Raw genomic sequence first — 22,815 nt, 5'->3', positions numbered from 1 at the left:
GAGAGCTTAGTTTTAAAAACGGAGAAGACAGGGAGGAATTACGAAGATGGATTTACTATCAAATGGAATAACGTTGATTTTGATTGTTGCGGTGGCTGTTATAGTTTTGTTTTTAATTGTTTTTATTACGAAATATAAGACAGTGGGACCGGACGAGGCGTTGATTGTTTCAGGGAGTTATTTAGGTAGAAAGAATGTATTTACAGATGAAGGCGGCAAAAAAGTGAAGATTGTGCGTGGTGGCGGTACGTTTGTTATGCCGGTTTTCCAGCAGTCTTCTCCACTTAGCTTGCTATCGAGTAAATTGGAAGTTAGAACGCCAGAAATCTATACAGAGCAAGGTGTTCCAGTAACGGCGGACGGAACGGCAATCATCAAAATTGGTGGTTCCATTTCCGAAATTGCAACAGCTGCCGAACAGTTCCTAGGAAAGACAACGCAAGAGCGCGAAAATGAAGCGATTGAAGTTGTGGAAGGACATTTGCGTGCGATTCTTGGCTCGATGACAGTCGAAGAAATTTACAAAAACCGCGATAAGTTTTCACAGGAAGTGCAAGGTGTGGCGACGCAAGACTTGTCAAAAATGGGACTTGTGATTGTATCGTTTACACTGAAAGAAGTTCGCGATAACAACGGTTATTTGGATGCATTAGGTAAACCGCGGATTGCGCAAGTAAAACGGGATGCTGATGTGGCGGAAGCCGAAGCAACGAAGGAAACGCGGATGAAACGTGCGGAAGCGGAAAAAGAAGCGACGCGTGCGGAGCTAGAGCGCAAAACAGAAATTGCTGAAGCAGAGAAACAAAATCAATTGAAGGTTGCGGAATATCGCAGCGAGCAGGAAACTGCCAAGGCCGTAGCCGATCAGGCGTATGATTTGGAATCAGCACGTGCTAAACAAGAAGTTATTGAGCAACAAATGCAAGTACAAATCATCGAACGTGAGAAACAAATCGAACTGGAAGAACGCGAAATTAAACGTCGTGAACGCCAATACGATGCAGAAGTGAAGAAGAAAGCAGATGCAGATCGTTATGCGATTGAACAAGCGGCTGCAGCACAAAAAAGCCAAGAGTTTGCCGAAGCCGAAGCGAATCAATATCGCATTGAAACGCTGGCTAAAGCCGAAGCAGAACAAGTTCGCGTACAAGGTATCGCCAAAGCTGATTCAGAACGCGCACAAGGTACAGCAACAGCTGAAGTTATCAAACTTCAAGGTCTTGCCGAAGCCGAAGCCAAACGCAAAATTGCCGAAGCTTACGATCTATACGGCCAAGCAGCGATGCTCGATATGATTGTCAGCATGCTTCCTGAATACGCGAAACAAGTTGCTGCACCAATGGGTAACATCGATTCGATTACAGTTGTGGATACAGGTAGTAGTGAATCAAACGGCGGAGCTAACAAAGTCAGTGGTTACGCGACGAACTTGATGGCAACAGCACAAGAAAGCCTGAAAGCAACGACTGGCTTGGACATTCGTGAACTCCTGGAGAATTTCTCTGGAAAAGGAAACGTGAAGAACAGCATTGAAGATTTAACAAATGCTGTAAAATCGCAAAAACCAGTGGAAGTTGTGGCAGTAGATACAGCGGATAAAGAAGAATCAGTAGAAGAATAATCGTTTAGGCCTAGAAAATTTTGGTTCTCAACTAATTTCTAGGCTTTTTTCTTACATTGTTTGTGTAAAATACTATTTAAATAGGCTAATAGTTGCACTTTCGTTTTATATTTGGTAAAGTTACGATGAATTTTATATCAAAAATAAGGAGTGCATCTAATGAAAATGAAAGCAAAGGTTTTTTGTGAAGTTAGCTTTAGTCGCTGTATTGTTTACGCAAGTTTTTTCTTTTTTCGGCCACTGTGTTTGCTAGTGAGCATGAGGGAGGTCATGGTGATTCGGAAACAATGAGTGAAGAGCAAGTTGAGCAACTTATTGAAAACTATGATAAGCAAGAAGCGATTGTGTCAGAAGAAGACACTGACAGCAGATATGTGAATGATATGGTACTAAAACAAGAAGAAACGATGGGCGAGATTGAAGAAAGGATTGAAGAAGCCAAAAATCGTGGTGAGAAATTATATACACAAGAAGAAATTTTAGAGCTGAGCGCTAAAAAAATTGGTATTTCTGAAGCAGATATGAAACAAGTTAAAGCTTCCATTTTGCAAGAACAAGAGGAATTGGCGAAGATTAAGCAGGCATTTGAAGAAGCAGGAGAAGCCGAACATCCAATTGTAACGCAAATTGTAGACGAGCAGGAAGAATTTAAGATTCCGCTATCTCTTGTCTACGTAGATCATGAGCAAGATGATAAAGATGGCGTGATATCTGGTGGTGGCTGGCCATATTGCTTGGACGACAATGGCTATGGATACAGGAATTTTATTACTTCGGATTGTTATAAGGCGCTTGCTTTTGTCCTTGTGTGCATGCTGGATTCGACAGCAGGCAAGAAGTGGCCGCATCTCAGATATTGTAAAGCCTATAAAAAAAAATTGTTCGCCGTTGATTGGACATAGCAAATACAAACATTCTCATGCTTGGTGGCAACGTATACCATGATAAAAAAACTACTTCTTATTGCTCTAGCAGGAATCCTATTTGCGGGAAGTTTCGCATTTCAACCAGTGCACGCTTCAAAAATCGTCGAATCCAATCGAGAAGTCAATCAACTCGATGAAGCAGGAAGCCTTGCCAAATACCATGACAACAATATTAACGGTAAGAATATCAAAATTGCGATTCTGGACACGGGTATCGATACGACCAATCGTGATTTGATATTCAAAAAAGCGATTAATTTCACGTCTGCCAATAGCGCTGATTTCAACGACCGAAATGGGCACGGAACGAAGATTGCTGGCATTATTGGCGCTCGTAAAAATGGTGAAGGACTTATCGGAATCGCGCCTAATTCCGAACTATATATTGCAAAAGTCGCCAATGACAGTGGAAAGGTAGCTTTTGCAGAAGTTATTAAAGGTTTGAATTGGGCTGTCCAGCAGAAAGTTGATATTATTAATATTAGCCTCGAGTTCGGAAAAGGGAACGAAGCGCTAAAAGAGGCCATTGATAACGCGGTCGAACATGATATCATCGTCGTTGCCTCGGCGGGAAACATTCGAGCAGAAGGAGATACATTTAAAGCTTACCCTGGCGCGTATTCTGATGTTATTTCTGTCGGCATGTTGAACGTGCAAGGTCAGATTTATGCCGATGAATTTAAAGAAAAGAAAGTAGATGTTTATGCACCAGGTGAAGATTTAACAAGCACCTATTTCGATAACAAAATGACGCTTGATACAGGCGTTTCCTATGCGACGGCATACGCGTCAGGTTACGCGGCACTAGTGATGGAAGACAAGCTATCGCACGGCGAGTCAATAAGCCGAGAGAGCCTGCTTAAAACAATGAAAGCAGATTTGAATCAAGGCATTGATGGAACACCGTGGTACGTATATACTGGACTTGTTCTAAATATCGTTACTGTCTGCGCGTTACTTGGCTTAGTCATCTACAGCCTTGTGTATCGCCGCAAAACACTTCCAAAAAAATGGCCGACAAAAACCATCTGGATAGTGATTGCGAGCCTTGTTTTCATAAACGTTATTGGACGCGTCATGGTGTACATTTTAAGTTCCTAATCAAAAAGAGTCTAGCTATGTTTCCTACATCGCTGGACTCTTTTTTTGGGGCTATTCTTTATTCATCTTTGTGAGCTTCTGATTATTCCATTTCAGTTCTAATTTTTATAGAAATAAATGGAGAAAATATGAATAAACCAAAGCGGTGCTAAGTCGATTTGATAAAAGGCAACTGCAATCAAGTATGGAATGTTGATAGAGAGCAAATAACACACATAAATCAGCAAAAATCGAACATATTCTTTCTGGAAATCGATATAGATAAACACGAACGAAATCCCGCAGAACAAGCCAATCCAAAAATACAGGCCTTGGTTTAGTAACATATTCTTGGAAAACAATCCTAATATCGCGGAAATAGTTGGCGTCGGTTTTGGAAATGTCTTGATGATTAATGAGAACGGTACCTTGGTTTGCGGGAATCCGTTTTATTAAAATATCGAGCAAGGTTGATTTTCCAGCACCATTTGCACCAGTCATAGCGAAGAAAGCGCCAGAATCGACATGGAAGTTGACGTCTTTTAATGCTTGGAAGGATTGGTAGTTTTTGCTGATATGATTGCATTGTATTTGCATGGTTTTTGGCTCCTTTTTTAGAGTTAGTATAGCAAGGAGCCAGATAGCTGTGGATGAGTTGCATTTGTACGGGGGTGAATTACAGCCGGTTGATGTTTTTTCGTGTTTTACGCCACTAAGAAAATTCAGAAATATGATGTGAAGTCACAATCTGTTATCGTTAACAGGTTAATTTAGGTTGATTTTAAAAGATATGCCTGCCTATAATCTAACATGAGTAAGCGCTTTCTACAAAATAGAAAAGGGGTTAGAAACTTGAAGAAAATGTTGCGTAAGTATCTTGTCGCCATTTTAGTCGTTTTATTTGGTGTGCAGAGTTTTGGGGTTGGCATACAGGGATTTGCCGAGGAAAATAATGTACCGAAAAGAGATGTGAATCAGCAGGTTACAACGCTTGCGGGTTCGGTTAATGATGATGTTTTAGCGGAGAATCGTGCGAGTAAAACGAAGGTCATTGTTCACTACAATCCGAAAGATCAGGCCAGCAAAGATTGGCAAATGTGGGTGTGGAATAATGACGGAGTTGCAGGTCATGAGGTGGCTTTTGAGGATACGAATGGTTATGGGGAGTACTCAAAAATCGCTGTTCTTGACGCCGACGGGATTCAAAATGAACTTGGTTTCTTGATTAAAAATGGCTCTGGATGGGGCGGCGACCGTGATATTCCAAGTGATCGCTACATTTCTACGAAGGAAGGTATTACGGAAGTTTGGCTGGAGTACGGAAATGCGGATATTGCGACGAAACCTGCGAATGTAGCGGATTTGCCGAAGCATGATGCACTGGATGTGACTTTTTACTATCACCGGGATGATAATGATTACAACAACTGGTTTGTGCATGCTTGGGCGGATGGTGCGACGGGGACTCAGACGGTGAATTTTACGGATGGGGAAACGGACGGAGATTGGCAGTCGGTGAAGGCGACGTTTGATGCTGGAGCGGGTGCTAGTTTGTCTGATCTCGGTTTTATTATTGCGAATAATGCGGACGGGGATTGGAAGAAGGACGGGACAGATGACGACCGAATGATTTATTTGTTTACGGACGATGGCAAGGCGGAAGTTTGGATTGTAAGTGGGGATAAGACGAATTATCGGAATCCAAATTTTGCGGATGCGACGAAACAAATAAAAACGGCGAGTTTGGCAAGTTTTAGGAAAATTAAGGTGACGCTGAATCGTGAGGTGACGGATTTAGACTTGACGGATGCGGTGACACTTGATGAGGACGGGGAGCCTGTTGCGATTTCGGGGATACGGAAGGATTCGGAGAACGGGCATGTGTTTTATATAGAGACGAGTCAGGACTTGCCGATTCAGACGGCTTTGACGGTGAATGTGGATGGCTTCGGTGAGAAATTGATTGATACGACGAGCATCGTGCGGAATCCGGCGTTTGATGCGAAATATGCGTATACGGGATCGGAACCGTTAGGTGCGACTTATCAGGCTGAACAAAGTGTTTGGCGACTGTGGGCTCCGACGGCTGCGCAAGTGAAGTTGACGGTGTATCAAGATAGTATGCCGAACAGTCCTGTGGCGCAAAGCTACGATATGACGCCAAAAGCGCAAGGTATTTGGGAATTTAGCGCAAAAGTGCCATCTGGGACGGCGTACACGTATGATTTAGTTTTTGCAGACGGGAAGAAAACGGTGTCGCAAGATCCGTATGCTAAAGCTGCAACGGCGAATGGAAATCGTTCTGTCATTTTAGATCCGGCGGAAATGGTGCCAGCGAATTGGGAAACGAGTCGCATGCCAGCATTTACGAACCCAACGGATGCAATTATTTATGAAATGCATATTCGTGATTTTTCGATTGCTAATAAAGATACGGTGAATAAAGGGAAATATTTAGGTGTCATTCAAGAAGGAACGAAGACAGCAAATGGTGATCCAACAGGAATTGATTATTTGAAAGCACTAGGCATTACCCATGTTCAAATTTTGCCGATGTTTGATTATGCTTCTTTAAATGAAGAAAATCATCAAAGCACGTCGGAGCAGTTGGGGGCATTGCCTTATAATTGGGGCTATGATCCGAAGAATTACAATGTTCCAGAGGGTAGTTATAGTACGAATCCATACAATCCGGCAACGCGTATACAAGAGGCAAAGCAGATGATACAAGGATTGCATAGCAACGGTTTGCGTGTGATTATGGATGTTGTTTACAACCACGTTTTTGACGCAGGGGCGCATTCGTTTGAGAAAACGGTTCCGGGCTATTATTTCCGCTATGGCAGTGATGGCAAACTTTCGAATGGGACAGGTGTAGGAAATGACACGGCTTCGGAGCGCCAGATGATGCGTAAATACATGGTTGACAGTGTTGCGTATTGGGCGAAAGAATATCATATGGACGGCTTCCGTTTTGATTTAATGGGGATTCATGATGTCGATACGATGAATGCTATCAAAGCAGAACTGAACAAAATCGATCCATCGATTATTGTGCTTGGCGAAGGCTGGGACTTAAATACACCACTAGATGCTGATAAAAAAGCGAATCAGAAAAACGCGTCCAAAATGCCAAACATCGCGCACTTTAATGACTCCATTCGTGATGCTATCAAAGGTAGTACATGGGGCGGACAAGAAGCAGAACCTGGTTTTGTCAATGGAGCACAAGGTAAAGAAACACTTCTCGCTAAAAATATACTAGCCGGCAGCTTGCGCGATCAAGGCCAAGGCATTTACGATTTTTCTAATCCTGGTCAAGTTGTGCAGTACGCAGAAGCCCATGATAACCTGACGCTTTGGGATAAATTATCGTATTCAAATCCTAACGACACGGACCAAGACAAGAAGAAAATGCAGCAACTAGCAACGGATATTGTTTTGCTGTCACAAGGTGTGCCTTTCATTCATGCGGGACAAGAATTTTTCCGTACGAAAGATCAGGACGAGAATAGTTACCAATCCAGTGACGCGATTAATAAGCTCGATTGGGAACGGTATGCAGAAAACATAGACGCTGTGAAAAACACAGAAGCGGTTATGAAACTTCGCAATACGGAGCCACTTTTCAGATTGACGAATTATGCTGACATCAATCAAAAAATGAAGATTATCAAGCAAGACGATGATGTTGTAGGCTACGAATTAAAGGACAGCGACAAGTCGTATGTTGTACTTTTCAATGCGAATAAAACGGCAAAAGAAGTTGCGATTCCAGCAAACCAATACCATGTAGAAATCGGCGAAACAACAACGAATCTAGCGGCACAAGTAAGCAACGTCGAAGTACCAGCGCTATCCACGCTCGTTTTGAAAAATGGTGAGGCGAGTCGTTTCACCATCAATGCAACGGCTGGAAAAGGCGGTACCATAACACCTAGCGGTAGCACAAGTTACGATGCTGGCGCAAAACCAAGCTATACTTTCCAAGCAGACACAGGTTACCGCGTGGCCCAAGTCCTAGTAGATGGCACTGCGGTGTCTATCACAGAAAACCAATATACTTTTGCGGCGTTATCTGCTGGACACACTATCGAAGTGCAATTCGAAAGCTTGGCGAAAACCAATCACATCGAGAGCTTGGACAAAATAACATTGCCATTAGCCGACTTACAAGCAAAAAAAACGAAAGCAGAAAAAACAGCCTATCTACTTCAAAAACTAAAAGCGCACGGCTACTATCAATATGAAGGCGATACAAAAATGCATGATTTAGACGTAGCGCTCGCATTAGCGAACTTCCATTGGGACGCGCCAAAAGCTGGTGTATACGAAGGAACGTTGAGCTTAGCAGGCGATATGGCAGCTAGAGCGGCAACGACTAAACAAGTACAAATCACCTTGACAAAAGCGGCGCCACAACCAGTACCAGAAGAGCCAAACGTACCAGGAACGAACCCAAATCCGACAGAAAACGGTACGGATAATGGCACAAACGGTGGTACAAATGGCGGTACAACCATTGTCACACCAAGTAACAACCAAGATATTCAATCAGGTGATGGAGAAAAGGCACCGAAAGAGCAAAGTCTACCAGCAACGGGAGACGAAACGATTTCCCTACAATGGTTAGCGTTAGGTGCATTCTTGATCTTAATCAGCGGAACATATCTTGTTATTGCCCGCAGAAAACGAAGCAATTAAGATACCATTATTTTTCACCAAACACTATCTCAAAAACATCCAAATATGATATACTAGTGAAATGTGAGTTAGTCTAGGAGGAATTTTAAAATGGGTCAAGATTTACAAAAAGAAGTTGCTTCGCGCAAAACTTTTGCAATTATATCTCACCCGGATGCGGGGAAAACAACGATTACCGAGCAACTATTGCTTTTTGGTGGCGCGATTCGTTCAGCCGGTACGGTTAAAGGGAAGAAATCAGCAAATTTGCGACGAGTGACTGGATGGAAATCGAGAAACAACGTGGTATCTCGGTAACAAGTTCGGTGATGCAATTTGATTATGAAGATTCACGGATTAATATTTTGGATACACCGGGTCACTCGGATTTCAGTGAAGACACGTATCGGACATTAATGGCTGTGGATAGCGCTGTGATGGTTATTGATAGCGCAAAAGGGATTGAAGCGCAGACATTGAAGCTTTTCAAAGTTTGTCGTATGCGGGGGATTCCGATTTTTACATTTATTAATAAAATGGACCGTCAAGGGAAAGCGCCGCTGGAATTATTAGCGGAACTAGAAGAAGTGCTAGGAATTGAGTCTTATCCGATGAACTGGCCAATCGGAATGGGAAAAGAACTGGGTGGTCTGTACGACCGTTATCATCGCCAGGTGGAACAATATCGCGTAGATGGCGACGAGCGCTTCTTGCCTCTAGGGGAAGATGGTGACTTGGCTGAGCCGCATGCGATTCAGAATTCAAGTTATTACGAGCAAGCGTTAGAAGAAATCATGTTGCTAGATGAAGCAGGCAATGATTTCAGCGAGCAAAAAATCGCAGATGGTGAGTTGACGCCAGTATTTTTCGGAAGTGCCTTGACCAATTTTGGTGTCGAGACGTTTTTGAAAACATATGTGAATTTTGCGCCAGCGCCACAACCGCGTACGTCGAATGAGGGTGAAATTGATCCTTATATGAACAAGTTCTCTGGTTTTATTTTTAAAATCCAAGCGAATATGAATCCAGCACATCGTGATCGTATCGCATTTGTCCGCATCTGTTCGGGGGAATTTGATCGTGGGATGGCCGTGAACTTAACGCGTACAGGCAAGTCGATTAAGCTGAGCAATTCAACGCAATTCATGGCAGATGACCGTGAGACGGTAAACACGGCCGTGGCGGGGGATATAATCGGTTTGTACGACACGGGTAACTACCAAATCGGCGACACCATTACTGATCTCAACAAAACGCTCCAATATGAGAAATTACCGCAATTTACGCCAGAATTATTCATGAAAGTTTCCGCAAAAAATGTCATGAAGCAAAAGCATTTCCATAAAGGAGTCGAGCAGTTAGTACAAGAAGGCGCGATTCAGCTTTTCAAAACATGGCGTATGGATGATTATATTATTGGTGCGGTTGGGCAACTGCAATTCGAGGTTTTCGAGCATCGGATGAACAACGAATATAACTCCGAAATCCGCATGGAGCCAATCGGTTCGAAGATTGCGCGTTGGATTAAAGAGGAAGACGTCGATGAGAAACTATCCACACAACGCAGCATGCTTGTAAAAGATCGTTTTGACAAGCCATTGTTCTTATTTGAAAACGAGTTTGCTTTAAACTGGTTCCACGATAAGAATCCAGATATCGAATTAACATCTCTATTATAAAACGAAACACGAGTCCGTGATTGGGCTCGTGTTTTTTGTATCTTATTTCATTTCAGTTTGTAACTTCTCCGCTAGGTGTATATAGTTCTTGTAAGCCTCGCTATCTTGTTTTTCAATATGAAGTAAATCCTGTGATTTTAAAGCGTTATGTGTTATTTTATCTACTGTTTCTACAAAATGATCCCCAGTTTCACGTTCATAATCCAGTGAATAATACTTCGACTGGCGGTAAAAATTCTGCAACGAAGCATCCGCAATATCCGCTTTTGTATCGGCAAAAATCTCGTCATACGCGACTTGCGTCATTTTGCCATCCTTCGTCACGACTTGCAATCGCGCGGTAATACCATTTCCAAGCGGTTCAGCGATTCCGTAATAATAAAATCCTAACGGCTTCTTCACCCAGTCTTTCATCGCAGCAGCAAGTGGCATCATTCCGTTTCTAGCGCTATTCGAAGATCCTTTCACCGTCTCAAAATTTCCGTCCAAACGGTTCTCCTGCAACATCTGATCTTCCAAAAACGTAATTCCGTTCACCCAAGTCACAAGCGTATTATCCGTTCGTGTATTTGTTGCTTGAAAAAACGCGTAATCCGACAAACGTTTAGAAGCATTGACGTATTTTGGTTCATAGTAATTTTCCGAAGCAAATTCGTTAAATTCGACATGAATCAGTTTTCCGTTATCATTCGTCACTAACTCCAAAATCCCTTTATTCCCACCGTCAAACAAGCCTTCATTTTTATAATAATGCCCCTTCACAATACCAATCGGCGGCTGGACAGACCAATACATCTGCTTTTCTTTTTGCTCCGGTGTTAATTTTGCATCAGGATTCGTCCCAAATGTCGATGTCGTCGCAGAAGTCACCACATCATATTGGTAATCATGGCCATCCTTCTGAACAATCGCTTTCTTGGCTTTTGGTTCATTGGTAGGTTCCGCTTTACTATTTTCATTCGAACAACCAATAAGCACAAGCGCTGCAAGCAGTCCTAAAATTAGTCTTTTCATGGCAATTCCCCCTCACTTCTCAGTATCGCAAATAAAAATAAACCCACCATAAACGAAAGATGAAAAAAAGATAAATTCGTGATTTACTGGAAAAAATAGAGCGACACGTATTGACATCGTATTAAAATATATGCTATGATTTCTCTATCAATTAAATATCACTTTTGACATTCGTCAAGGGGGAGTAGCGTTAGCCTTTTTGGAGGCTAAGATAAAGTCGTCATTACATGAATTCGTTCATCGGCTTTATTAACATTTTATACAATGTCAGCGAGACCTTTGCCAATTTGGGCTGGGGTCTCGTTTTTTGTTGTTTGAAACTAGGCGCTTGTGACGATTGAAAGAAAGAAGGAGGAATTCTATTGGATACAGCGATGATTTTAGAATATGGATGGGTGCTACTCGTACTCATTGGATTGGAAGGGATTTTAGCAGCAGATAACGCGGTTGTTATGGCGGTTATGGTGAAACATCTACCAGACCAACAACAGAAAAAAGCATTATTTTACGGCTTGATTGGGGCTTTTGTATTCCGATTTGCAGCGCTGTTCTTAATTTCATTTTTGGCAGAGGTTTGGCAAGTGCAAGCACTAGGCGCAGCCTACCTACTGTATATCTGTATTAGCCACATGTGGAAACACGCGAAAGGCAAGGATGACGGTCACAAAGTCAAAGAAGGCAAAGGTTCAAGCTTCTGGATGACCGTTCTAAAAGTGGAAATTGCGGACATTGCATTTGCTATTGATTCGATGTTAGCAGCCGTAGCATTGGCAATCACATTACCAGCAACAGGTTGGGGTACAATTGGTGGACTTGATGCAGGACAATTCGCGGTCATGTTCATCGGTGGTTTAATCGGACTGATTTGTATCCGTTTTGCCGCAACTCAATTCGTCAAACTACTAAAAAAATACCCATCATTGGAAACTGCAGCTTTCTTGATTGTTGGCTGGGTAGGCGTGAAGCTAGTTGTCTACACATTAGCGCACCCTGAACTAGGCATCATCCCAGAACATTTCCCACATTCAACCGTTTGGAAATTAACATTCTGGGCAGTCATGATTGGCATTATCATTTGGGGCTGGTTAGTATCCGTTCGCGCGGCCAAGAAGAACCCTGAAAGTAAGGCTTAGCAAATATAATAAAAGACCATGGAATGAAATTAATTTTACGCAAAACAAGTAGGAATCACGAATCCTCTTCTCTTCGGATAGGACGTGATTTCTGCTTTACACAAATCGAAAGCTTGTTTGGGTTATAATCCAAACTTGTTTGCGTTATAGATAGTACCAAATGCTCGCCAAATGTGGTAAAGTGGAGTGTAAAGAAATGGTGGGGTGAATATGGATATTTCTGTATGGGGAGAGTATATATGGGTCTTCTTGATTTTGGTCGTACTAGAAGGGGTGTTATCTGCGGATAATGCTGTTGTTATGGCCGTTATTGTCAAGAAGTTACCACATGAGCAACAGCGCAAAGCCCTATTTTATGGTTTAGTTGGTGCCTTTGTTTTCAGACTTATTGCGATGTTAATCATCTCGTACTTAGTTAATTTTTGGGAAATACAAGCAATTGGAGCAATTTACTTATTATACTTAGCAGTCAAACATATTTGGGATAAGAAAAAAGGCATAGGGAAAGAGACCAAACCAGGCAAAGAACCGAAAACAACATCGTTTTGGGGTACGGTCGCCCGTGTCGAATTAACAGATATTGCTTTTGCGTTGGATTCGATGTTGGCTGCAGCAGCACTTGTTGTGACGTTGCCAAAGCTTGGAACATATGAAATTGGTGGTATGAGTGCTGGTCAGTTTATCGTGATGTTCCTCGGTGGTTTAGCAGGGCTTATCGTGATTCGTTTTGCAGCGACACAAGTTGTTAAATTATTAGAGCGTTACCCTACTTTAGAAACAGCGGCTTTCTTAATTGTCGGCTGGGTTGGTGTGAAAATGGCAGTTATAACGCTTGCGCACCCACAAGTAGGCATTTTACCAGAAAGTTTTCCTGATTCGCCAGGCTGGGAGATTACCTTTTGGGCGGTCATGATTACAATTGGTTTAGGTGGTTATATTATTGCTAGAAAAAAAGAAGAAGCAACAAAAGGGATAATTACAAGGCTGTAGGAGCAACTTGGCGTGGCAGAATGCGTACAAGGATATCGCGAATGACGGCAATTCAAGTTATTATTGCCTTTTATTTTTTATCGGTTACTCTTGCTACAGCGTTACTTAGCATGCCATTTACACAAAAACCAGGTGTGAAAATACCGTTTATTGATACGCTGTTCACTGCGGCGAGTTCTGTGAGTGTTACCGGTCTAGCTTCTGTGGATATCGGCGAATCATATAGTCGTGCAGGTATTTGGGTATTGATGGGGATTTTTCAAGTCGGTGGACTGGGTGTTATGATGCTGAGTACGTTCTTTTATTTAGTATTGAAACGGCGTATCGGCCTTAAACAACGGCAGTTAATTATGACGGATACGAATCAGTTTACAATGAGTGGGATGGTTCGAATGCTCCGCGAAATTTTGCTGCTTATTTTCAGTATTCAAATTGTTGGGGGATTAATTCTAGGTATTTATTTTATCCCATTTTATAATGGAGATATTGGTGAGGCGATGTTTCAAGGCTTGTATAACTCGGTTTCTGCTGTGACGAATGCGGGGGTTGATATTACTGGCTATTCGTTGACACCATTTGTAAACGATTATTTTGTCCAGTTCATTACAATTTTGCTTATTATTGCAGGCGGAATTGGTTTTCCCGTGCTAATCGAAGTACGCCGCTTCTTGTTTGAAAAAAATACATTGATTCCATTTCGCTTTTCTCTTTTTGTAAAAGTAACGACACTCACTTATTTTGCGTTGCTAGTTGTTGGGGGATTGTTGATTTGGGCGATGGAGAACAATTATTATTTCAAAGGGGCGTCGCTAAGTGAGGGCTTCTTTAACTCGATGTTCTTGTCGGCAACTTCAAGAAGTGCGGGCTTGTCAACGATTGATATATCTTCTTTGACAGACCCAACCTTATTAGTTGTTTCGTTGCTTATGTTCATCGGAGCATCACCAAGTTCGGTTGGTGGCGGTATTCGAACGACAACATTTGCGATTATGATGTTGTTTCTGTATTCGGTCGTTCGCGGTCGTAATCACATTTATATTTTTGGACGTGAGTTGCATCAGGAAGATGTGCGTAAAGCACTAGCCGTGGGAATTTTTGCTTCGGTACTGTGTGTCGGCGCGATTGTGACGCTTGGCTATACGGAAAACGCTAGTCTCATGGCGGTTATTTTTGAAGTATTTTCAGCGTTTGGAACGTCGGGATTGTCTATGGGATTGACGGGCGATTTGAGTAGTATCGGGAAGATTATTATTATCTTGTTGATGTTTATAGGCCGTGTGGGTATTATGTACATGATGTTATCTCTCCGACGTAAAAATGAGCCGAAGAATGCTATTAGATTGCCAAAAGAGAAGATTATTACGGGGTAAAAAAACTGTCATGACTTACACGATGTCTAAAAAGAGCTATCTAAGCAATAATATGGTGTAAAATCACTTTCAATATTTTTCGTGACTTACACTAAATTATTGCTTAAGATATTGTTAGAAAATCCTTCATGACTTCCGAGAAGTTTTTCGATAGTCGCTCTTTTCGGTGATTTGTTACATGCATATAAATGAGTCGAGTTGTCCTATCGTCTTTGTGACCAAGTCTCGACATAATGGCTTCAATATTAGCGCCTTCACTTTCAGCAAGCAGGGAAGTATGGGTGTGCCTTAATTTATGAGGTGTCAGGCTCTTCAGGTCTGGCACTTTTTTTAGTATACGCTCCATTTTGTTATCTATGTCGCCAACAGCAAAAGGATAGCCACGGTATGTCTTACTGTTCGTTCTCGCGAATAAAAATCCTTGCTCGTTATATGTTTGATGTGGAGCTTTGATATGGTAGCTTTGATGCCACTCAATGTGTTGTTTTAGAAGTGTCATTATCGCAGGGTCCATGTCAATGACACGTATAGATTCTTCCGTTTTTGGTGGTGTTACCATAATAGTAGATATTGGCCCATCCTGATAAATTGTTTTTGTGATTGTAATCTGATTTTTTTCAAAATCGAGGTCCTTATCTTTATTCAATGCGCACAATTCTCCTGGACGCATTCCAGAGTACACTAGCAAAGTAAAAATGGTGAAGTCTTGCCATTCTCCGAATTTCTTCGCTGCGTTTAAGAATGTAGCAAGCTCGGCTTTCTCATAAAATTCACCTGATAAATCAGCCTCACGCATTTTATTTTCTATTTCTTCAACGGTTAGGGATGAACGTGGGATAATTGTTCCTAAAGATACATCTTCTAACGCGATTCCATGATTTTTTGCGTATTGAAATATCATCTTACCAGTTGAATGTATGCTGTTAATTGAATTGTATTTGTATTCTTGAGTATGAAGATCCTCAAGCATGTCTTGATATTTCTTTTTTGTAATCGCACGAGTCTGGAGATAACCAAAATACTTGTTTAAATTGTTTATACAATGCCGTCTCACACGCACGGAACTTGCTTTTTTATTCATAGTGCTATAGTATTCGAGCCATTCGTCCGCAAGGTCTTTAAACAGCATTGTTTTAGAATAGGTGACTTCGTTATTTCTAAGCTTATATTCTAAATCTGCAGCCGCTTCATTAGCCTCCTTCTCCGTTCTAAAGCCGCGTTTTGTAGTTCCTTTTCTTTTTCCTGTTCCTGGATCAATTCCAAGATATAATTTGAAAAGCCAAAGTTTTTGACCGTCCTTAGTGGTGTATTGCTGAATAGATGCCATGTATTGTACCCCCTTCTGTTTTTTGGTATAAAGAAAAGCCCCATAGGGCGATTCTAATTATTTAAATTGGATATCTATATTTTTCGAATCAGCTACAGAGTCGTATGAAGCAGTATCATATACAATTGATGTTTTGAGTGTTATTTTATTAATATTCTCGACATTTTCAGGTTTTAGGACACAGATGATATACTCGTTCTCCAGAAGGGCACCACTTTGGATTTCATGAACCCCATTACCACCTTGAAGCTCATTAAGTACGTTGATTTGTTGCTTTTGGTCCGTTACTAGATATTCAAAGCCGTTATAGGATAAGGATTCGCTGCCTTTGTTTTCTAAGCTATATCGTACTTGAATCGTGTAATAAGGATCAGATGGTGGAATACTAGAATTACTGAAAACTGTGTCCAGCTCTTCTTGAGGAGCTCCTTTTCTTTCGAAAATTTTCACGTCGTTAATTACTAAATTAAGGCTACCTAAATCCATGCTTAAATTTGGAGAGGTAATTTTTTTAAGAATTATCTTTGTGCCGTAAGTTTTGTCTATATTATACTGGCCCGCTTTGGAAAGCGGTGTTCCATCCTTAACGAATTCTTCATCTGTTGTAGATTCTTTTACTTCATTTGACGATTCAGTAGGAGCTTTCTTAGTCTCAGTGTCCTGAGCGACCGTTTTTTTCTCTTTTTCAGCTCCGCTGTTATCTTTATTACCGCACGCAACCAATGTTGCCATTATCCCAATTAGCAACAATAAAAATAGTTTCTTCATTTCATCTTCTCCCTTATTATGTTTTTTATATAAACGCAATGCGTAAATACTAGCTTAATACTTTCTCTTTAAAGAAAGTGTTCCAGTCGTTTTCTAAGTCCTCAGCGAGGGCAGGCTTTCGCATGGCATGAAATCTATTAACACAGTCTAAAACTTCTGCTTCGGCATCTAAATTCCCCTCAAGGTAATCAATTATAGCTAAGTGAGCATACACATCATTTTCTACGGGTACCTTATCATATTTTTTACATAAAGGGAGTGCTCGGATGAAAAACTTCCTAGCTAGTTTTAACTTGTTCTTATGCGTATAGAATTTTCCCGTATTTGCGTAAAAAGTGAGGTCAAAGTGAATGTCTTTATGAAAGTTAAGGTATTTCTTCATCTCTCGTTCAATACGTTCTACGATTTCCAAACCGTCATCGAGAGGAAAAACGAAAAACAGCTTCGACATTATGAAAACTTCTTGATAGGTCCACTGTTTTCTTTTTTCTAACTTTTTCCAGATGTATATGGATTCAGGACTTTCAATGTCATAGGTTCCATTAGATGATATTTTCGAATAGACATCACTTACCACATGTCTAAAAGAGGTGTATCGCCAAAACCAGTTACTAAGGATACGATACCCGCACCACCAGTGAATGAGTGCCTGATTGGGAGAAGTGATGATGGTAGCAAGAATTATCTGCGATTCGGGGCTCCTCTAGATTTTTCAGGAATAGGTGGGACGATTGGCGCTGGCATTAATTTTGTTCAAGCATATCTACGCTTCAACGGTCAAGAGGTTGCGATTAAGGATGAGGTTCTGCTTTTGGCAGGTGGGAACAATGATAGGGACAATCAACAATACAGCCGAATCGGCTTACAACATTTCCTGTGGGTATTTAAAACACTATATTGGGGCACAACCTGCAGGTACAGTAGTTAGAATCCAGATTGGTACAGCGAACAATAATTGGGGTAGATACGTTGATGTTACAGCCGGCGGGACAGAGGTAGTAGTAGATGGCGATTTACGGATTTATCCGATTTCACCAACCACTACGTATGCTACAGGGATTGCACCAATAGGTACGACTTGGACCAAGTCAGTAATAAATGGCGTTGAAAAACTGGCGTCAAATACCGTCAATTTGAAAAATCTACTTGAGTTTGGACGCAATGGAGAGGCTCCTTATATTAGAGGAAATGCTAATTTTGATGGTGCCCTGACATTTGATGTAGCCAATACTTCAGCTACACCGTTTTTTGATTTAAGCAATACTGCCTCCGATCAAAGCTGGAACCGCGGTATAAGTAGTAGAAATGGGACAACAAGAACTGCGGAAATTGGTATGTCTGGTACTGGAAAAACTGCAAATAGTATTTACCTAGGGTTTGGGGCAGTACCTTGGAGTAGGACAAATGGCTTGGTGGTTGAAAATGCAACGAAGAAAGTATTTATTTTTGACGAAGAAGCGGAAACAACAAAAGGAGCGCAAACAAAAGCTAATACGACACTTTCTAGTAGTCAATCATATACGGATACCAGCTTAGCAAATCACGCAAATGATGTAGTAAAGCACATTACTGCATCAGAAAGAAACAGTTGGAACGCAAAAGAGACTCCAGCCAATGCGCAGACAAAAGCAAATGTGGCAGAATCGAATTCAAAATCATACACTAACTATACACAACACTTACAATAAAACGAAAGCGAAAAACGAAACGGATTACTGTAAAAACAACGATAATGAAGTTAGTTCCATGTTGCAATCGATGATAATGGAGCGATTCAAGTTGTGCCGTTTAACCGAAATGCGTGGCATTGTGGAGATGGTGGCAACGGGTACGGTAACCGAAATACAGTAGGGCTTGAGATTTGTTACAGCACAGGTAATGCTAGCCAGTATCTTAAATCGGAGCAAAATGCTATTAAATACGCGGCGGGATTATGTGTAGAGTTAGGTATCGTAGCAACAAAAGATACAATCAAAAAACACGAAGACTGGAGCGGAAAACATTGTCCTCACCGGATTCTTGATGAGAAACGTTGGCCAGCAGTACAACAAGCAATCATCGCCGAATATGCACGTATCACAAAGAAACCTGAGCCAGCTGCAAAAGGCAAAAAGCGTGTGTGGGTGAAAGAGCCTAAGGGGTTAAATATTCGAACAGGCGGCAGTTGGGATACCAAGGTCGCTTTTAATTTGCCTTACACTTATACAGCTATTATCGACTACGACCAAACTAAAAACGGATTCGTTAAGGTTATTTGGGGCGATAAAGAAGGTTGGTTCTCTGCCGCATTTGATGCATATTGGTTCGACAAAGACCCCTGCACGGAATACATTTGCCAAACCGGCCTTAACTTTAGAGCTGGACAGGATTGGAATACAAAAGTAGTTCAATCGCGCAAGAAGGGTGATGTGGTGCGTGTCATCGGTCAAGTGAATAAGTGGTACAAAGTCGTGTTATCAAATGGTGTTGTTGGTTATATTCCGGTTAATAATTTGTATTTAAAGAAAAAATAAACGATGGAGGTGCTAGAGCATGGCAGAAAAAGCGAAGAAAAAAGAAGAGTTTAAAGAAGCGGAACAAGTAATGGCAACGTCAACAGAAATTAAGCACACGGTTAGATTAGGGGAGAAGTTAAGTAAGATTGCGACGGATAATAACGTCACAAATTGGTCACTTAATAGCTTTAAATGAGCTGTCAACAATGGTTCTTGAAGAGGGCCAAATAGTGTTCATTCAAAAATAAAAACATTAAAAGGGAGTTTATAAAATGAAAAAAATCATGTTAGTTCTATTAGCAAGTGTACTATTTTTTGCAGTGCCAGCTACAACGCAAGCTCAGGCAGCACAGAAAGAAATTAACGCAGGAGGTCGAAATCTACCGATAATGAACAAGTCAGGGAGTAGGACGCTGGGATGGTTGCCTAAAAATGCAATATTCACCTATCATGGTGCAGGCAAGCTCACTTGGAAAGGGATTACTGGCTACTCCGCTTTAACCTATGATTTTGCATCTACTGCCTCAAGTGGTTGGTACGCAGCGGTATCAAAGTATAATTTTAGAGCGCCAGAAAGCATGGCGCTATTAGCGTAGCGCAAAATGAGGTTGTGCGTGTATGTCCATCTTCGGAAAAGAGCGGCTGGATCAAGATGGCCGTTTTAAATGACGGTTGGGAATGGACTTTTTGGGTTAAGAAAGCGAATGTCATCCGAGTAGATGGGTTTGCAGTTAATTCTACAGCATGGTTGACAACTTTATAAGTAAGATAAGACCCACGTTCTTAATCGAGCGTGGGCTTTTTATTTGTCTATAATCCATTTTATTGTTACATACATAAACAAAAACAACCTCTTTTTTAGCGTTCACGACCAAAATGACTACGTTTACGACGAATTTGGTTTTTGCACGCAATTTTATGGTACCTTTAAGCTTGGTTAAAAATATAAAGAAAAGAGGGTTTTGAGGTATGAAAATGAAGGGAAAAGGGTTATCTGTTTTAGTAGTAAGTCTGCTTAGCGTTGGTTTATTAGGAGTAAACGCACCATTGGTAAGTGCTCAGGAGTATGGACAGGATTCAGTTGTAGAAATATCTAGTCAGAGTGACTCTAGTGAAACAGAGATTTCATCTGATACTGTAGAATCACCAATGGATTCAGAGTACGATAGTGCTAAAGAGGCGCGAGAAGCAGCTGTCCAAGCTTACAACGAAGAACACCCTGAGGAGCAAGTGGTTAATGTGGAACCAAAAACTGCGAACCCCTTGATACAACCAAGAAAGATTGTGGGCGCTGATAACAGGATAAAAGCTAATACTAGCTTGTCGCCATTTAAACAAATAGGTTATTTGGAAATGGGGTTCATTGAGAAAGGAAAAATGGTCTGGTACGGTGGTACTGGTACGCTTGTAAGTGGAGATACAGTACTTACTGCGGGTCATAATGTGTATGATCACGGGGTTAAGCGCTGGGCAGAGGTTGTAATTTTTCAACCAGGAATGAATAATTACGCCGCACCTAAAGCCATAGCTTCTAAAAAATTATACTCTATGCTTGGTTATACAGCTAAAGCTGATATAAATTTTGATATAGGGATTGTGAAATTGGCTTCTTCTGCGGGAAGTACAGGATTTCTGCCTTATAAAGTTCCGCCGCTAAATGCATCATATGACGTTTTGATATCTGGATATCCTGTTGATAAACCGGGATCGCAATGGTATCATTCAGGCAAGGCCATTGTTGGAAACGAAAAAATTTCATATTCAGTTGATACCACAGGTGGTCAAAGTGGGGCCCCAATTTTAAATGGCAACTCTATAGCAGGAGTTCACACTCGCGGATTGCAAGGGCAGGCGAATGATGGTGTTCGAATCACGCCTACATTCTATAACTGGATTACTGGCATAAAGTAAGGAGGATTTGATGAAAAAGGTTTTATGTAGTCTAATATTGTTGTTGGTTTTGTTAAGTGCTTGCAATAATGCCTCATCCACACCAAAGAAGGGCACCGATACAAAAAAATCCGGTATATAGTGCTGTCATTTATGACAAGAACCTTAGAGTAAATCAAATGACCTGGATAAGTGGCGAAAAGTATAATTTTGGTGATTCAAAATACGAATTACAAACCGAAGAGAAAATATTTAATCTGAAAGGCAATAAAATAGAAGTGGGAGATTTGAAAATTGGAGATAAGGTGAAAATCTACTTTACTTCTGATATCGCTGTCCTGGAAACTTATCCGGGTAAAATTGAATCTAAATGCATCAGTAAAGTGGTTAAACAATGATTTATATTTTAAAACTTCACAACCATATAAATGATGCAAGGAAAGGTGCTTATGGGACAATATATTCCGATTACGATGGTTGCTGTAGCTGTGGTTGCAATTGCCATACTTGCAGTGATAATCAGAAAAGCAGTAAAGAAAAATTAGTGATCAAAGCCTTCGATTAATTTCGAGGGCTTTTTTATTTTGTCAAATTTTGATGTAATACGACTGTTCTCATCCCAAAAGCATCTGCTGACAATGAGACAAAAAACACCGATTGTGTGCTGATCGGTGTTTTTGATACATATGACTTACATTTTCTGCGACCTCGCCCGTGACTTACACAAAGTTACTCCTATTTACATCTATATCGTGTTCCTTCTATAAGTAAAGTAATGAAAATATGGATACAAATCATTATTTTATGCTATTTACTCCTATTTATTTTTCAAACTAACATGTACATGATGTTATCTCTCCGACGTAAAAATGAGCCGAAGAATGCTATTAGATTGCCAAAAGAGAAGATTATTACGGGGTGACAAATTTTATAGTGAGTATATCAGTAATACAAAAATGCATATATTTTTAAGAGGTTTCGAATGCTTCTTTTTCATAAAGTTTTTTGTTTACATGGATAACAAGCCTCCGCTTTTTACACCTATCCGTTGTGGTAGGTGTTTTTATTTGGTGTGGAGAAGAGCAATTAAGGCTTTTTTATTGCTTGCTGTATAAAATTATTGAAGCAATCTAAGTATCATATCCTTTGGATGACAGAGCTGAGGATTTTATTGCATATGTTAGTTGTATTTAAAGAAGTTATTTATAATAACCGAGTTCTTAAAGCTAAGGATGTGTTTTCTATTGAATCAATCATTGCGATTTTAAAAAAAGAAAAAAAGTGAAGCTTGCGCCAGGGCTGACGGAGGATGAAATACGGAAATGTGAGGAGGTTTTTGATATCAAATTCCCACCAACACTCAAAAATTTGCTAAAAGAAGTATTGCCTATTTCCAAAGAATTCATTAATTGGCGGGATCACAGTAAAAGAAACGTTTTGCAAATCAAGAAACGCCTAGATTGGCCATGGAAAGGTATTATTTTTGATATAGAAGAAAATGATTTCTGGGTGCAAAACTGGGGTGTGAAGCCTGATTTAGTGGCGGAGCGGATTCGTATTGCGAAAGAGAAGTATGACGTTGCGCCAAAGCTTGTGCCTATTTATTCGCATCGCTACATGCCAGAAGGAAGCGAGCAAGTGCTGTCAGTGTATCAAACGGATATTATTTTTTATGGGACAACGCTTTTGGAATATTTTCAAATAGAATTGGATTGGAAGCCTTATGAACGTATGGATTTCGAGAATATAAAGGCTATTCCATTTTGGACGGAAATCATAGATGCGAACAATTAAACTGTGTTTTTTCATTTAATTTTAATCTTCTTATGTTAAAATTGC

Annotated in this window: 19 protein-coding genes, 2 pseudogenes and 1 riboswitch; of the genes and pseudogenes, 16 read left to right on the top strand and 5 right to left on the bottom strand. The window is 40.8% G+C overall.

The window, feature by feature from the left end:
* Nucleotides 1-46 precede the first annotated feature (46 nt).
* From PRIP_RS05155 to PRIP_RS16160, 3 genes are all read left to right on the top strand, one after another.
* Nucleotides 47-1,621 (top strand): flotillin family protein, encoded by a 1,575-nt coding sequence (locus tag PRIP_RS05155; RefSeq protein WP_036099923.1) that lies wholly within the window; start codon nt 47-49, stop codon nt 1,619-1,621.
* A 287-nt stretch (nt 1,622-1,908) separates the two neighbouring features.
* The gene (locus PRIP_RS05150) at nt 1,909-2,523 is read left to right on the top strand and encodes a hypothetical protein (RefSeq protein WP_036099920.1); all 615 of its coding nucleotides are present in this window, start codon (nt 1,909-1,911) and stop codon (nt 2,521-2,523) included.
* 39 nt (nt 2,524-2,562) lie between these two features.
* Nucleotides 2,563-3,648: a S8 family serine peptidase gene (locus PRIP_RS16160; protein ID WP_052008731.1), complete on the top strand. Its 1,086-nt coding sequence runs from the start codon at nt 2,563-2,565 to the stop codon at nt 3,646-3,648.
* 105 nt (nt 3,649-3,753) lie between these two features.
* Here PRIP_RS16160 and PRIP_RS16155 read toward each other — a convergent pair whose 3' ends face one another.
* On the bottom strand, nt 3,754-4,224 hold the full coding sequence (locus tag PRIP_RS16155) for an ATP-binding cassette domain-containing protein (protein WP_052008730.1): 471 nt from the start codon (nt 4,222-4,224) through the stop codon (nt 3,754-3,756).
* 264 nt (nt 4,225-4,488) lie between these two features.
* Here PRIP_RS16155 and pulA point away from each other — a divergent pair, with 264 nt between their 5' ends.
* Nucleotides 4,489-8,331 carry a type I pullulanase gene (gene pulA, locus PRIP_RS05135; protein ID WP_241434109.1) on the top strand — a complete coding sequence of 1,281 codons (3,843 nt, stop codon included), beginning with the start codon at nt 4,489-4,491 and terminating at the stop codon, nt 8,329-8,331.
* A gap of 90 nt (nt 8,332-8,421) precedes the next feature.
* Nucleotides 8,422-9,989: pseudogene (locus PRIP_RS05130) on the top strand (peptide chain release factor 3).
* A gap of 42 nt (nt 9,990-10,031) precedes the next feature.
* Here the strand turns inward: PRIP_RS05130 and PRIP_RS05125 are convergent.
* A complete protein-coding gene (locus PRIP_RS05125; RefSeq protein WP_036099919.1) occupies nt 10,032-11,003 on the bottom strand; it encodes a membrane lipoprotein lipid attachment site-containing protein in 972 nt (323 codons plus the stop codon).
* Nucleotides 11,004-11,170: 167 nt separating this feature from the next.
* A riboswitch (yybP-ykoY riboswitch) is annotated at nt 11,171-11,338 on the top strand.
* Nucleotides 11,339-11,365: 27 nt separating this feature from the next.
* On the opposite strand from PRIP_RS05125, the gene PRIP_RS05120 reads away from it, so the two are divergent.
* The 3 genes from PRIP_RS05120 to PRIP_RS05110 all read left to right on the top strand — a co-directional run bounded on the left by PRIP_RS05120 (nt 11,366) and on the right by PRIP_RS05110 (nt 14,496).
* The gene (locus tag PRIP_RS05120; protein WP_036099917.1) at nt 11,366-12,136 is read left to right on the top strand and encodes a TerC family protein; all 771 of its coding nucleotides are present in this window, start codon (nt 11,366-11,368) and stop codon (nt 12,134-12,136) included.
* 210 nt (nt 12,137-12,346) lie between these two features.
* On the top strand, nt 12,347-13,126 hold the full coding sequence (locus tag PRIP_RS05115) for a TerC family protein (RefSeq protein WP_036099915.1): 780 nt from the start codon (nt 12,347-12,349) through the stop codon (nt 13,124-13,126).
* 32 nt (nt 13,127-13,158) lie between these two features.
* Nucleotides 13,159-14,496, top strand: a complete 1,338-nt coding sequence (locus tag PRIP_RS05110; protein ID WP_149023782.1) for a TrkH family potassium uptake protein — start codon at nt 13,159-13,161, stop codon at nt 14,494-14,496.
* A 103-nt stretch (nt 14,497-14,599) separates the two neighbouring features.
* Here the strand turns inward: PRIP_RS05110 and PRIP_RS05105 are convergent, their stop codons facing one another.
* The 3 genes from PRIP_RS05105 to PRIP_RS05095 are packed head-to-tail and all read right to left on the bottom strand — an operon-like array spanning nt 14,600 to nt 17,042.
* Nucleotides 14,600-15,823, bottom strand: a complete 1,224-nt coding sequence (locus PRIP_RS05105) for a site-specific integrase (RefSeq protein WP_036099913.1) — start codon at nt 15,821-15,823, stop codon at nt 14,600-14,602.
* Nucleotides 15,824-15,880: 57 nt separating this feature from the next.
* Nucleotides 15,881-16,591, bottom strand: a complete 711-nt coding sequence (locus PRIP_RS05100; RefSeq protein WP_052008728.1) for a hypothetical protein — start codon at nt 16,589-16,591, stop codon at nt 15,881-15,883.
* A 49-nt stretch (nt 16,592-16,640) separates the two neighbouring features.
* The gene (locus PRIP_RS05095; RefSeq protein WP_036099912.1) at nt 16,641-17,042 is read right to left on the bottom strand and encodes a hypothetical protein; all 402 of its coding nucleotides are present in this window, start codon (nt 17,040-17,042) and stop codon (nt 16,641-16,643) included.
* Between the two features lie 376 nt (nt 17,043-17,418).
* Between PRIP_RS05095 and PRIP_RS17335 the strand changes: the two genes are divergently transcribed.
* From PRIP_RS17335 to PRIP_RS05060, 8 genes and pseudogenes are all read left to right on the top strand, one after another.
* Nucleotides 17,419-18,279, top strand: a complete 861-nt coding sequence (locus tag PRIP_RS17335; protein WP_036099911.1) for a hypothetical protein — start codon at nt 17,419-17,421, stop codon at nt 18,277-18,279.
* Between the two features lie 93 nt (nt 18,280-18,372).
* The gene (locus PRIP_RS17550) at nt 18,373-19,104 is read left to right on the top strand and encodes an N-acetylmuramoyl-L-alanine amidase (protein WP_241434088.1); all 732 of its coding nucleotides are present in this window, start codon (nt 18,373-18,375) and stop codon (nt 19,102-19,104) included.
* Between the two features lie 19 nt (nt 19,105-19,123).
* On the top strand, nt 19,124-19,282 hold the full coding sequence (locus PRIP_RS17115) for a hypothetical protein (RefSeq protein WP_159101516.1): 159 nt from the start codon (nt 19,124-19,126) through the stop codon (nt 19,280-19,282).
* Between the two features lie 76 nt (nt 19,283-19,358).
* Entirely contained in the window at nt 19,359-19,682 is a 324-nt protein-coding gene (locus tag PRIP_RS16150; RefSeq protein ID WP_052008727.1) for a hypothetical protein, read from the top strand.
* Nucleotides 19,683-20,055: 373 nt separating this feature from the next.
* Entirely contained in the window at nt 20,056-20,997 is a 942-nt protein-coding gene (locus PRIP_RS05070; protein ID WP_052008726.1) for a trypsin-like serine peptidase, read from the top strand.
* Nucleotides 20,998-21,053: 56 nt separating this feature from the next.
* Entirely contained in the window at nt 21,054-21,374 is a 321-nt protein-coding gene (locus PRIP_RS05065; RefSeq protein WP_149023762.1) for a hypothetical protein, read from the top strand.
* A gap of 440 nt (nt 21,375-21,814) precedes the next feature.
* A pseudogene (locus tag PRIP_RS18200) lies at nt 21,815-21,898 on the top strand (hypothetical protein); the annotation flags it as partial.
* Nucleotides 21,899-22,257: 359 nt separating this feature from the next.
* On the top strand, nt 22,258-22,770 hold the full coding sequence (locus tag PRIP_RS05060; RefSeq protein ID WP_052008725.1) for an SMI1/KNR4 family protein: 513 nt from the start codon (nt 22,258-22,260) through the stop codon (nt 22,768-22,770).
* The last annotated feature ends 45 nt before the right edge of the window (nt 22,771-22,815 follow it).

Source organism: Paenilisteria riparia FSL S10-1204, assembly GCF_000525995.1.
Taxonomy (GTDB): Bacteria; Bacillota; Bacilli; order Lactobacillales; family Listeriaceae; genus Listeria_A; species Listeria_A riparia.
Note: the sequence above shows the minus strand (reverse complement) of the source record. Positions and strands in the feature narration are given on the sequence as shown.

Bases quoted from the DNA above. Each gene is read 5' to 3' on its own strand.
- PRIP_RS05155 (WP_036099923.1), top strand. From the start codon at position 47: ATGGATTTACTATCAAATGGAATAACGTTGATTTTGATTGTTGCGGTG.
- PRIP_RS05150 (WP_036099920.1), top strand. From the start codon at position 1,909: ATGAGTGAAGAGCAAGTTGAGCAACTTATTGAAAACTATGATAAGCAA.
- PRIP_RS16160 (WP_052008731.1), top strand. From the start codon at position 2,563: ATGATAAAAAAACTACTTCTTATTGCTCTAGCAGGAATCCTATTTGCG.
- PRIP_RS16155 (WP_052008730.1), bottom strand. From the start codon at position 4,224: ATGCAAATACAATGCAATCATATCAGCAAAAACTACCAATCCTTCCAA.
- pulA (WP_241434109.1), top strand. From the start codon at position 4,489: ATGTTGCGTAAGTATCTTGTCGCCATTTTAGTCGTTTTATTTGGTGTG.
- PRIP_RS05125 (WP_036099919.1), bottom strand. From the start codon at position 11,003: ATGAAAAGACTAATTTTAGGACTGCTTGCAGCGCTTGTGCTTATTGGT.
- PRIP_RS05115 (WP_036099915.1), top strand. From the start codon at position 12,347: ATGGATATTTCTGTATGGGGAGAGTATATATGGGTCTTCTTGATTTTG.
- PRIP_RS05105 (WP_036099913.1), bottom strand. From the start codon at position 15,823: ATGGCATCTATTCAGCAATACACCACTAAGGACGGTCAAAAACTTTGG.
- PRIP_RS05100 (WP_052008728.1), bottom strand. From the start codon at position 16,591: ATGAAGAAACTATTTTTATTGTTGCTAATTGGGATAATGGCAACATTG.
- PRIP_RS05095 (WP_036099912.1), bottom strand. From the start codon at position 17,042: ATGTCGAAGCTGTTTTTCGTTTTTCCTCTCGATGACGGTTTGGAAATC.
- PRIP_RS17335 (WP_036099911.1), top strand. From the start codon at position 17,419: ATGATAGGGACAATCAACAATACAGCCGAATCGGCTTACAACATTTCC.
- PRIP_RS17115 (WP_159101516.1), top strand. From the start codon at position 19,124: ATGGCAGAAAAAGCGAAGAAAAAAGAAGAGTTTAAAGAAGCGGAACAA.
- PRIP_RS16150 (WP_052008727.1), top strand. From the start codon at position 19,359: ATGAAAAAAATCATGTTAGTTCTATTAGCAAGTGTACTATTTTTTGCA.
- PRIP_RS05070 (WP_052008726.1), top strand. From the start codon at position 20,056: ATGAAAATGAAGGGAAAAGGGTTATCTGTTTTAGTAGTAAGTCTGCTT.